At 55.4% G+C, this 11,844-nt stretch carries 10 protein-coding genes and 1 pseudogene; 6 read left to right on the top strand and 5 right to left on the bottom strand.

Features of this window, described 5'->3' with window-relative positions; all coding sequences use genetic code 11:
* Positions 1-187 precede the first annotated feature (187 nt).
* Both AX756_RS22885 and AX756_RS22880 read right to left on the bottom strand, forming a co-directional pair.
* Positions 188-1,000, bottom strand: a complete 813-nt coding sequence (locus AX756_RS22885; protein WP_197431122.1) for an FRG domain-containing protein — start codon at positions 998-1,000, stop codon at positions 188-190.
* 187 nt (positions 1,001-1,187) lie between these two features.
* A complete protein-coding gene (locus tag AX756_RS22880; protein WP_156461639.1) occupies positions 1,188-1,976 on the bottom strand; it encodes a hypothetical protein in 789 nt (262 codons plus the stop codon).
* A gap of 589 nt (positions 1,977-2,565) precedes the next feature.
* Here AX756_RS22880 and AX756_RS26920 point away from each other — a divergent pair.
* Positions 2,566-2,811, top strand: a complete 246-nt coding sequence (locus AX756_RS26920) for a helix-turn-helix domain-containing protein (RefSeq protein WP_082739308.1) — start codon at positions 2,566-2,568, stop codon at positions 2,809-2,811.
* Positions 2,812-3,306: 495 nt separating this feature from the next.
* On the opposite strand, the gene AX756_RS22870 is transcribed toward AX756_RS26920, so the two are convergent.
* Positions 3,307-4,884 carry a winged helix-turn-helix domain-containing tetratricopeptide repeat protein gene (locus tag AX756_RS22870; RefSeq protein ID WP_156461638.1) on the bottom strand — a complete coding sequence of 526 codons (1,578 nt, stop codon included), beginning with the start codon at positions 4,882-4,884 and terminating at the stop codon, positions 3,307-3,309.
* Between the two features lie 98 nt (positions 4,885-4,982).
* Here AX756_RS22870 and AX756_RS22865 point away from each other — a divergent pair, with 98 nt between their 5' ends.
* Positions 4,983-5,168 carry a hypothetical protein gene (locus AX756_RS22865; protein WP_068317678.1) on the top strand — a complete coding sequence of 62 codons (186 nt, stop codon included), beginning with the start codon at positions 4,983-4,985 and terminating at the stop codon, positions 5,166-5,168.
* A gap of 891 nt (positions 5,169-6,059) precedes the next feature.
* Positions 6,060-6,623, top strand: a complete 564-nt coding sequence (locus AX756_RS22860) for a hypothetical protein (RefSeq protein WP_197431121.1) — start codon at positions 6,060-6,062, stop codon at positions 6,621-6,623.
* Here AX756_RS22860 and AX756_RS22855 read toward each other — a convergent pair.
* Positions 6,614-7,624, bottom strand: coding sequence for a hypothetical protein (locus AX756_RS22855; protein ID WP_068317672.1), 1,011 nt, complete (start codon positions 7,622-7,624; stop codon positions 6,614-6,616). The genes AX756_RS22860 and AX756_RS22855 overlap by 10 nt on opposite strands.
* A 403-nt stretch (positions 7,625-8,027) precedes the next feature.
* Positions 8,028-8,147 (bottom strand): annotated as a pseudogene (locus tag AX756_RS22850) (transposase); the annotation flags it as partial.
* Positions 8,148-8,451: 304 nt separating this feature from the next.
* On the opposite strand from AX756_RS22850, the gene AX756_RS22845 reads away from it, so the two are divergent.
* The 3 genes from AX756_RS22845 to AX756_RS22840 form a co-directional block, all read left to right on the top strand.
* The gene (locus AX756_RS22845; RefSeq protein ID WP_068317664.1) at positions 8,452-9,045 is read left to right on the top strand and encodes a hypothetical protein; all 594 of its coding nucleotides are present in this window, start codon (positions 8,452-8,454) and stop codon (positions 9,043-9,045) included.
* Positions 9,046-9,896: 851 nt separating this feature from the next.
* Positions 9,897-10,691 carry a thermonuclease family protein gene (locus AX756_RS26810; RefSeq protein WP_156461640.1) on the top strand — a complete coding sequence of 265 codons (795 nt, stop codon included), beginning with the start codon at positions 9,897-9,899 and terminating at the stop codon, positions 10,689-10,691.
* 331 nt (positions 10,692-11,022) lie between these two features.
* Positions 11,023-11,844 (top strand): site-specific integrase (locus AX756_RS22840; RefSeq protein WP_156461637.1); only part of this gene is annotated, 822 nt, incomplete at its 3' end.

Raw genomic sequence — 11,844 nt, 5'->3', positions numbered from 1 at the left:
TGAATCAGCCCAACGCAAACGCATCAACAGACTTTTTCAACAGCATCTGTGCATAGCTGACGTTGGACGAAACCAGACTATGGCGCGCCAGCGCCGGTTTCTATCAGTGGCTCAATGGCGGCTTCCATTGTGGAGACAAAAACGGTCGTTTTCGCCTGTGACAGAAACGTATGGGTTTTGGCAGGGCTTAGGGCTTAGGGGCAGCACTACCGGTAGGCAGGTAGTACCGTTTTAGCCACTCAGAAAGCCCGCCAAGGCCGGGGAACAGCACGCGTTCGCTAATGTTTCTTTGATCTAGCTTGTCGCGGACTTCCCACTTCAAATCAGCCGGAATTATTATTTTTCGCCACGGTATGTCCCCGCTTGCGGCCAAGTAATCGTCGATCAACAAGTCAGGCCTTGAAGCAATCGAGAAGTATGCAAATTGGTTGTAAATCCTCGCGTCCAACGCAGGTGGTTCAAAGAAAAGGACGAAGTCGCCGGTTTTATGGCCTAACTCATCCAGTTCGGCGAGGTTGTTGAGCCCTTCGGACATTAGGTCCGTTGTAAGTATCCAAGTTTTCTCGGCTTCCATCACACCGCGAATTTTGGGAGGGGCTTTCTGGTGTAACTCCTTATAGTTCACCATCCAAACAGCACCGTCCTCCTGCATCTTACTGGTGTTGGACGTCGCAAAGTGCAGTGCAACGTCGGGAGAATAAGACCAATCGAGCAATCTCGTAGGTAGGCCGTAGTGTTGTCCTACCGACAGCCAGTACCACTCATTGTGATGGTCACCCAAATGCTGATACGCGTATTTCTTGAATTGGCGAATTATATGGTTCTCAGTTTTTGCGAATTCCCCACCCTGACGCATTAGCGAGGTTTCCATCTTGTACCGTGCAGTCGATACACCTCGGAACGCATACCTTGACTTAAAGCGACCTAGTCTGTCGTTCTTGCTGTCCTGAAAAAGAAGTTCGTACAAATCGCTCCAAGAAGTAGCAGTCTCAATAGTCAAAATATCGCTCCTCATAGCCGTTTCGAATTTGCACCGCAGCAACAGTCTCACCATGACTGTGGCAGAAGCCGCGAACAAGGAAAATGCTGTCTGTTACGATACCTCACCTCATCTCGTCTCGATTGGCCAAAAACTTCCTGACAGAACACAAACGTATGAGTTTTGACAGCTTACTCCCTGCGGATCGCTAGTCTTTCAGAGTAAGTTCGCCTACAAACGTGCCTGCATCGAGTTGTCGAGCATGTTCAAAACAGAGGATCACCTCCTCTTCGCCTTCACCATCTAAAGACTTCACGTTCAACCATCTAAACGTTTCGGCCCTCTTTCCGCACTCCAGCACAGAACATTTCTTGTGGCTGCTAGCAGCAAAAAGCGCATCAAAACGCTCTGCGTGTTTGGTGCGTGCAGATTTCGCGAGCTTTGCTGCCTCAAAGTTCGCTTCCCCTGCATCCACATCCGGGATTGCGATGCGATTGAACATCTGGGCAGTCAGCTGGCCAAGCTGCGCAGCAAATAGATCATTCAGCCCACCACATCGCGCTAGCACAAGCTTGTCATGATGGCTCTTGTGCAAAGATAAAATTACACGAAGGTCGACCACAAGAGGTTCGTCAACACCTTGGCTTTCGTCTTGTGGAAGGTAGAAAAAACCACGCTTATTGTACTGGAACATCAACAGCTCTTTGAGCAGATTTTGCGTTTTTCCTTCGGCAATTTTTTTGCTTTCTAGGTCTTTTGGGCCAAGAGCTTCACTGAGCTTCCGAGCTACAGACAGGAAAATGAAATTGCTTCTATCTCCTTCTCTCGCAAGATCGCAGGTCTGCGTGAGCACAACGTATCGATAGAAGTGAGGCGCGTTGGCATAGTAATCTTGATGCCCAGCAAGACGCTCGCGCATCCGGCTTGGAAAGAGAATGTCACCTTGACATAGGTGCTCGTTTTTTTCGATTTCTCGATAGACGTTTGGTAATCCCAATCCTTCGTCCTCCAAGGAGATGTGGTGTTGGGTGAAGCTTAGATGTCGCCGCGTTAGCAGTCCAGTTTTCCAAGAATGCCTTTGCTAACTTTGAGATTTGTTCGCCTGGACAATAACCCCTTGCCAAAACCTCTGTGTCAAAAACGGTCGTTTTTGGCATGACCCGGTAGGCTCACACAACATCAACGGCTTAGGTGTGACAGATCCCCCAGCCAATACCACGGAGGTTCTGGCACGGTTTTGCCCTGCACGACCGGCGATAGCTGCCCTTCGTCAGGGAGGGCTTCCAGGCGAACGGAGGCAGTCTGACAGAATCGCTCGGACGACCGCAAGGTCGACAAACCAGTCGGTCCTGTGAAACGCAGCATCCCGTAGTTTGGGCTCGTCGCGGCCCTACGCTGCGGCAGGCATGAACGTCGGCTCCGGGCCGTTCACGACGGTCGGAAACCATGCTGCGTGTGCGAGGTGCCGTGACCTGCCAACGGCAGGATTGCGCAGTTACCTGCTCTGGACCCTGCTTGAGACTATGGGTTGGACTTGTACCAAATTTGATCTTGACCAAACGTCAGTTTCAAACATTCTTATATGAATGGATGATCAAGAACTGTTCAAAGCAAGACGTGAAATCGGCGTTCGACTGAGAAGTCGGCGTAAAGAACTGGCGCTCACGCAGTGTGAACTGGCAGCATTTCTTGGTCACAAAGGTTCACATAGGATTAATCAGATCGAACTCGGACGTCAGCGGCTTTACGCAGAAGAGTTGCCGCGGCTATGCGAAAAGTTGAACTGCACGTACTCAGATATTGTTGGCACTGGAGATAGCGACAGTGAATAACTCCGCCAGACTTTGATCAAAAATCTCAGCCCTTAGAACCCAATCTCGTTTACGGCGTGATCATAAGGATGCGCTGCTTCTGAACAGAATGAATTGGCTGGGGTGTATCTCGAAGGGTCTGCCATCCTGAACGCTTCGCTGGGGACGACAGCGCATTCGCTCAGGTCGGGGAGCAGGGCGACAGAGATGCACTGCTCGAAGCCCACAAGATACCATCCCTCGAAAGGACGGGATAGATTGAAGGACATAACGGCCTTCAAAGCAGCCATTGCCGGGGTGTCTCCAATGGCCGCACTGCGCAGTTACCGGACCTCGCAGCCTAGGACCGGTGCTCCGTGGGTATCGGCAAGTATGGCTCGCTGGCCGCAAGGTCGGGAATGCCGACGGTGCGGACATCTGAGCAATTTTGTCGGATGACCGCTTCGAGCCGGAGCGGACCGTTGCCACCGACGCGAATATGCGCTCATCCGGACCCGAAGAATCTTCGAAGCGTATCTATAGCCCTGCCTTTTCGAGATTGGATATGAAGTGTTCCAACTCCTCTTCACGCGCAAACGGAATGTATTGGCGCGCGTAATCTAGGCTGTAGTCAGGACTGGCTTGCCGGACTTCCTCCACTGTTTCCTTGGCCTCTTCCATCCGACCGAGTGCCGCGTAGCATGCCGCAGCAAGCGCGATTGGATTGGAATTGCCCGGCTGGGACGTTCTTGTTTTCTCCAGCGCCAGGATGGCCTCGTCGTACCGCCGCAGGTTGAAGAGTGCGCGACCGTAATGGGCATTATAAAGATCGGGATGGCGCGGGTTCAGCTGCATAGCCTTTTCGAGCTCTTCGATCGCCTTCTCCGACTGGCCGGAATATGCGAGCGTGAAGGCGTAGAGACTTCGGTAGTGGGCATTTCCGGGGTTGTCGGCGACGGCCCGACGTTGTTCCGCCAATCCTCGGTCGAAATCCCTGAGGCACATAAAAACCCAGCCAAGGACGATGTGGCCAAGCGGCTCACGTCCGTCGGCGTCAACTGCGGCCAGAGCGTATTTCCGCGCGTGTTCGATGGTCTGTGACGGCCCTTCGCCCCATGCGTTCATAAATTCCGAAATGTAGGTCCAGGCAACTAGGGCGTGTGCGCGGGACATTTCGGGATCGATGGCGATGGCCTTCAGTGCCTCTTCCCGTGCGTTTATCACGTCTTCTCGTGCGCCGCGAAAGTTCGCCTCCGAGGCGCGTAGAAAGTGGTCGTAGGCATTCACTTTCTCCGAGGACTTTGCCAACGAACGCCGATAGCTGTCGCGGGTGATTTCTCCGGCCAGCGTATTCACGATCATTGCTGTGATTTCGTCCTGCACTTCGAAGATGTCTTCGATGTGCCGGTCATACTTCTCGACCCACAGATTGGCACCAGTTGAAGGGTCGATCAGCTGAACTGTCACGCGGATGCGGTTGCCAGAACGTCGAACACCCCCTTCAAGGATGTACCGCACACCCAATTCCCCGGCGATCTGACACAGCGGGGTCGCGCCATCTCGATACGCAAAGGAAGACTGCCGTGCGATCACGACCAGCTCGCGGCACCGCGCGAGTTCTATGATTATGTCATCTGTAATACCGTCCGAGAAATAGGCTTGTTCCGGATCGCCTGAGAGGTTCCTAAATGGCAGGACCGCGACGGATGGCTGCTCGGTCTCAGCTTGCACCGGATTTTCCTGGGCATCCTTGATGTCACCCTCAAACCGGAATCCCTTTCGTGGGATCGTCTTGATCAGCCTTTGCGTCTGGCCGTTGTCACCAAGTGCGACGCGTGCCGCGTTGATGCGGCTTGAGATCGCGCTGTCAGACACGATGCGCCCGGCCCAGACGTGATCGATCAGGTCGTCGCGCGTGACGATCTTTCCAGGGTGCGACGCAAGGTAAGTAATCAAGTCCATCACCTGCGGCTCGAGCGCGACAGCCTTACCCGCGCGGCTCAGTTCGCCCCGAGAGGTGTCGATCCGGAAGTCCTCGAACAAGATCGCAGTTTCGTCGCCCATTTCCTGATAATGACCACGCGCGACAAAGTTTCTCAAGGCAAATGGAGCCAATCCGGAAGGTTTCTGGACGCCGTCTCAAAGCATCCCCTGGAAGGATATGGCACCTTCAATTCAGGAAAACCAGCACTCTGGAAAACAGGAGAAACGACATGAACCGGAAAGAGGCATACATCTCGACACATTTCACCGACATCACCGAATCCAGGCATGGTGAGGTCCGCAAGTTGCAGGCCGAGATGGCCCATGCAATTGTGTGCTTTCTTGGCAAGGCCCCACTCAAAGCCATTCAACGTCCCTCGCGTGAGACCCAAGTGCGCCGTCTGGATCAGGCGTAGCGTAATGAGGCGAATCGGCTATTGGGACGCGCGAAGAGCGGGTCCATCCCGCACCTGGCGCCAATCTACGGCGAACGTCGGGTCCGTCAACGAAGCAGATCTTACCCAAAATCGGCCCAACGACGGGGAAGCGCAGGTAACGGCCTTCCGAGTTCGGGCGGAGGCGGGCGATTTCATCCCTTCGATCTAAGCAGCTTGTCCACTTCTTCTTGGTCTATTCCTAGCACATCGGCTGCCTTCCTGAGCATCCATGGCCCGCCGCTCAGTGTCGCAAGTTCCTGCCGGTCACGCCAAACATCCCTCGCCCAAGGAACAATGTCATCGGGCAGCAAATCATCAACACTTCCTCTTTGCCGGCGTAGCGACACGCAACCGTTGTTCCTTAAATGTTCCTAATGGGTTATATTCAAAGGTGACAGCATTTCAAGGCAGTTGACCCGTTTGTGGGTGCCGGAAAATCAAAGGAACGCCGATGCCTGGACCCGACCCTGCAGCCCTCTGGATTGAGGAGTATGCCGACCGGCCTACCGTCAGTTTCCACGCTTACTTCTGGACGGGCAACGACGGGAACCGACACAAGCGAGCGGAAGGGATGGTGCGGCGCCTCGCTCGCGGTGACTGGAAATGCAGTTGGTGCGGCGACCCGCTTCCCGATTGGCGGCGTGTAGATGCTCAATATTGCTGCGAAGGATGCCGGAAGAGGGCAGCGAGAGCGCGGCGGACCCACATCGCTGCGTTGCACCGATATTGAACCAACCTTGCAATTGATTCCCATAAAATCTGAGGCGCGACATGGGCGGAATGGGAAGCGGACGGCACTGGCATATCGGCGCCAGGAGCACGACGGAAGACTATCGGGCGATAGACGTGCGTTGGCTGGGGCGCGAGGGCATGTTGCGTCCGGGCTATTCGGGCAACATCACATGGTCACGCAATGGCGAGGTAGTGGCATCAGTCGGTATCGCCTCGGAACCGGCGCGCATTGTCTTGGATTACCGGTCCCGAAGCGTGGGCAAGGATTGGGAAAGCCTGCGCTACAGCGTCCATCTCGACGCCACGCCCTGCAACATCGGCGGGGCGCGGCATTGGCTCCTCTGCCCCGCCCAAGGCTGCGGAAGGCGCGTCGCAGTGCTCTATGGCGGACGGATATTTGCTTGCCGTCATTGTCACCAACTCGCCTATTCCTCTCAGCGCGAAGATGCTGGCGAAAGAGCGGCACGGAAAGCGGATAGGATACGAGAGCAGCTTGGCTGGACACCCGGCATCCTGAACGGCCCGGAACTTTGGAACAAACCCCGGGGGATGCACTGGCGCACATTCGAGCGGCTGAACCATCACCACGACAGGTACGTCATGCAGGCGCTGGGCGGTATCGCGGAGAAGTTTGGGTTCGCCGACAAGTTGCCGAGCAATGTCAAATTGGCCGGATTAGGTATGAAAGGACTTCAGGAATAGTAGTCGTGGAAACTCCACGAAATCCCGTACCAGCCGGTGTAGAACACGCTGCCATCGACATAGCCCCAATTGTTCCAGCCGTAATACCAGCCTACATTCCAGTAACTGTCACCGAAGCCCGATGGAATTCCGCTCCACCAATCGTAGTTCCAGCTCCAGGTCGAATACCAGCCAAGGCCAGTTGGAGAGGATTGGTAGACCCAGGCCCAGCCAAGAGACCAACCAGCAAGGAAGGTTGAGCCGGAAATCTCCCAGCCCCAGCCGTAGCTCCAATAGGCATTCCACCCGTAATGCCATGAGGCATCCCAGCCATAGTCCCAAAGGGCGTACCAGCCATAGCTCCAACTGGTGTGCCAGCCGTAGCTCCAGTACCCGGTCCAGCCATAGTTCCAGGTGACGCTCCAGCCGTAATACCAGTTCTGGTACCAGCCGTATTCTTCGCTGAGCCACCAACCGTAGTTCCAACCGGTATACCAGCCAAAGTTCCACCCGGTGTGCCATCCCTGGTTCCAGTACCAGTACCAGCCATATTCCTGCACCCAGCCAACGCCTGAGACCCAGCCCCAGTGCAAGCCGTTACCCTGCGCGGCGTACCAGCCGTAGCTCCAACCGAAGTTCCAGCCGTAATTCCAGCCGTAATTCCAGCCGAAATGCCAGTCATAATCCGTGCCATAGGCCCATTGCTGCGACCAGCCATAGCTCCAGGTCGCGTGCCAGCCGTAAGACCAGGCAAAGTCCCAGCCGAATTGCCAATCATGGTACCAACCGAAGTACCAGTCATAATGGCCGCCAAAGCTCCATTCGGCGTACCAGCCCTGTATCCAATTCTGATGCCAGCCGAAGCTGTAATGCCAAATGTTGACCCACTCGGAATAGAAGTGCCAGTCGTAAACGTAGTCCCAATAGTACTCGTATAGCCAGCCGTATTCCCAAGTCCTGTTCCAGGTCGTGGGTGGTTCCAAATGCAAACCGTAATGAAAACCGTAATAAGAATCGGACATGTCGCGCTCCCAAGGGGGTGACTCTGGGTTAAGCTTAGAGTTGTGAATGCAATCCGGTCAAATTTTCGTGGGTCACGTCCGGTAAAGACCTTTCGCTTCCCTTGGCTGCCAGAGGGCCTGCACCACGTGACCCAAACGGTCTGAAGTAGGAATAGGAGGCCCGCCGCGCCGCAAAGCATTTGTACACATTCGAGCGGCTGAACCATCACCACGACAGGTACGTCATGCAGGCGCTGGGCGGCATCGTGGCAAGGTTCGGTTTCTCGGACAAGTTACCGAGCGCAAAATAGGTCGAATGGACATAAGCGCTGATTTACCCTGCTCGCCACGCCAGAGTTCCAGTCGCCTCATAGGGTGGAGGAAACGCTCAAACTTGGATAAGAACCAAGTAGCCAAGGATAGCACGATTGGGATGGTCGAACTGGGTGGCCAGTTCGCTCATCGTCTTGTCGCCCTTCAGCGCCGCCAATGCGACCTTCGCCTTGAACGCGGCGCTGTGGTTTCTTCTCGGACGTCTTGCCATCTTTCGCTCCTTCTTCCCGGCATCGCTGCCAGATCGGGAGCAGAAAATCCACCTAACTCAACCGTTCAGATTTCCCGAGCCACCTCAAAGTGCATTCGACGGGCATCCGAAATCATACATCGTGCAACTGGGTCGTATATCGTTACAGCTACAAGGTTTGAGAAGGCGTGATCCCGGTACCAAGTTCAAAGTCGTTGCCACGGGCCGTAGGCGCGGGCATCATACCTGACAAAGACGTTCCTTTGGGAAAGACTGGTCAACGACGTGCAGAAAGCAGATTCAAATAGCTACCAGGAGAGCATTGATGGCACAAACCCTAAGTCAGGCGTTTCTTTCAAGCCCAATCAAGTTTCTGACCAAATTCGCGGTGTCGATGGACTTCTCTCAGAACCTTCATGCGGGCTTGCAGCGTTTTAAGGTCGAGGACCAACTCCAAAATGATATTGTGATTAGCGGTGCTCCGGCGGGTGGCCAAGACACATTTCCAGCATATTTCCTTCCTTACAGCGACAATACAGTTTGGCAGATCCGTTTGGGAAGTGATGCAGATATCATGTTCACTCCAGCCTTGACCGGATGTTCTTTTTTCGTAGGTGGAAAACGAAAAAATCCAATGATTTCCCATATGAATTTTCAGGACGAAAGCGGTGGAATTGACCAAGAGAGGATCGACTACAATGCCCAATCGCTGTTTGACCATGCGATTACTGGTATTCCCTCTGCTCTGCGTAAGGCTGATTATGTCCCGGATGGTGAGTCTGCACAAGACCACAGGGTTTATGTGATTGGCATTCGAGAAAAGCGGGGCCTAGCATCATCGAAGAAGTGGCGGATGTACCGTATGAAGCACGACCCTATGCAGAAAACTGTCAGTGAGCCCCCGAACTGCTTCGGTTAAGAGGGGCTGAAAGACTCCCTCTGCGACGCGCATGAGCGCCAAAACCCGTCTTACGGCGTCCTCTCGATGAGCTGAAAATGCGGCCCGTGGAAACCATGGCTCGCGTCGACGGGAAGCGTAGTACAAGAAGATTTTTTTGACGACCTGTTAGGCCAATTGTTGGCGAGAGTTGCGTCGTGTCGGTCCCGAAATACCCAATCTAAAAAGAGCTGCATTGGTTTTGGCCGGGTGCTGCAATTCGAGATGGCGCTCCCGCTGTTATTGCAAGAGCGCATTTCCAGGCAATTCGGCGGCCTGCCAAGCAGCGGTCGCTGCAACACTTGGCGAATTGTAGGTCCCCAGATCTATTTCCATATTCTGTGCTTGTGTGCCAGTGGATTTCGTATTGGCAGCGAATTCCCGGTAGGTCAGCAAACCAGACGCTTCAACTTAATCCGGATAGAGGGGGGGGGCTCGGATTTGTAGGGCCTTGAACTAGGAAACCGTGCTCCCATTTGTTCGCACGTATCCACATTTGAAAAAATCCGCGCAACTCCTGAACATCGAGCTTGTTTCGGCGCTGCTTGCCATGGCTATCCCCACCACCGGAGCCGGATAGGTCGCGCCACCAGTGTAGGATGTGTGGGCTTGGCACCCTAGCGTAAATACGCCACAGGAATTCCCGACCGTACCAAGCGACTGTCGGCGCGGAATAATACCCAAGAATCAGCCCCGTTGTGACGAACGAAGAAGCCAGAATACTTCGCACTCGAATTGCGGCAACTTTAACCGAAGCTCCGCTGAACAATTGGGAACGGCGTTTTCTCACCGACATTGACGCCAAACTTGCTCGATATGGCGGGCGAACGCACATGTCGGAGAAGCAATACGCGGCGTTGCAGCGGACGCTCAGGAAGCTTGAAGCAAACGTTCCCAAAGACGCGGTTCAGAAAAGAACTGTGCATCCATCACAATCAGTTCCCAAGCATACACCGCCCGAACGGCCAGCCCGCACCCATCGATCGATAAAGGATCGGTCTCCCATTCGGCAATCGAAGTTGGCCGTTATCCTGTTCTTGGGCGCAGTCGGACTCTTGTTCAGCCTACCAGGCGATGACACGGGATCGAGCGGCCGTCCAGGCGTTGGCGGCAATGAAGTGGCCTCCATGCCTCTCAAAAAAGTTAGCGGGACAGATGAACTTGCGGTTTCGGTGTCGCTGCAACCTAGGCCGATGCCCTCACGCACACAGAAAAAACGAAAAACCGAAACAAAATCTCCGCACTCCGTTCCCCCTGGAAGCATCGGCGTCGTGGACGGTGACACAATTCGACTTGGGTCAAATGAGCGGCGCATTCGGTTGGTGGGCTATAACACGCCTGAAACCTGGAAGCCGAGATGCGCGCGAGGCGAGGCGCTAGGAAAGCGAGCAACCGCCCGCCTCAACCAGCTTGTCCGGGCCGCGAAAACTGCCGAAGTAGAGTTCGTCGCGTGTGCCTGCAAACAGGGAACCCAAGGCACGAAGAACTGCAGTTTCGGCCGCGCTTGCGCCTATCTTCGCGTCGATGGCCAAGATGTGGGAAAGACGCTGATTGCCGAGGGGCTGGCAGCTAGTTTTATCTGCGGACGAACTTCATGTCCGCCGTTGCCCCGCCCGTGGTGTCGCTAGGTTCGAGGCTGCACCGTCCAATGACCGATTCAGCCTGCGACAAATCGGGGCCGAATTCTTGCGCGTTCCGGGCGAAGGTGGGGGAATAAATGGGGGATCAACAACCTAGGCTGCTAAAAATTCCAACCAAAAACAATAGATTAATGTATTTTTATGGCGGTCGCTATAGGATTCGAACCTATGACCTTCGCCTTCGGAGGGGGAACGCGGGGCCTAGCTAACTCTCTGCTGAGCCTGACAGGCCTTGAAACTTCAAGCAGTTACCCTTTACTAGGCCTAGCGAGGCCCTGTAGCCCCGCGCCCCAAAATGTAACCAAAAGTAACCAGCCCGATGACCGACCTCAGTTCGAAGACGAAACGCAAGCGCCTCGCCGCCCGCGCCGCTCCCCATTATTGCCGACTAGCCAAGGGTGTTTCCCTAGGCTGGCGTTTCCGTGGCAGCCACCCGGCAAAATGGGTGGTCAAGCTCACCACGCCAGACGGCAAGTACCTCAACCGCACCATTGGTGACGCCGAGGATGGAGGCTGGCCCGGCGGGCTGACCTATGACGCTGCCGCCGACGAGGCACGCAAGATCGCCGGGGCACCGCGACTCGCCAGCAAGATCACCGTCGGCGACGCGATTGACGCGTGGCGGGATGACAGGAGCGCAGGCGCATCGACCAGCATTGCGAAGGCCAAGATCCGCTCCGAGGCGAAGCTCCTAAAGGAAGGGCTCGGGCATCTCCGGCTCGTCGACCTGACGGCAAAGGATCTCGAGAAGTGGCGGGCCGGCCTCCTCCGCGCCGCCGAAGACAAGCGGGCAGGCAAGGCGACGATCAACAGGAAGATCGCCGGGCTCAAGGCGGCGCTCAACAAGGCGGCCACAGGCCAGCAGGGCCCGCACCCGTGGGACGGGCTGGAGAAATTCAAGAAGGCGGAATCCTTCGGCGCACGGATCCGCGTCCTGACCCGCGACGAGGAGGCAGCGCTGCTGCTTGCCTGCCCGCCGGACTTGCTGCGGTTCGTCACCTTCCTGCTTAGGACGGGTGCGCGCCCCGGTGAGGCCGCCGCGGTGGAGATCCAGAATATCCTGCTTTCGGAAGACGACAACGGCGGCTGGATCACCACCACCGGCAAGGTCGGCGAGCGGACATTCCGACTGGATCCGGCA

It is taken from the genome of Aliiruegeria sabulilitoris (genome assembly GCF_001558155.1).
Classification (GTDB): domain Bacteria; phylum Pseudomonadota; class Alphaproteobacteria; order Rhodobacterales; family Rhodobacteraceae; genus Tropicimonas; species Tropicimonas sabulilitoris.
Note: the sequence above shows the minus strand (reverse complement) of the source record. Positions and strands in the feature narration are given on the sequence as shown.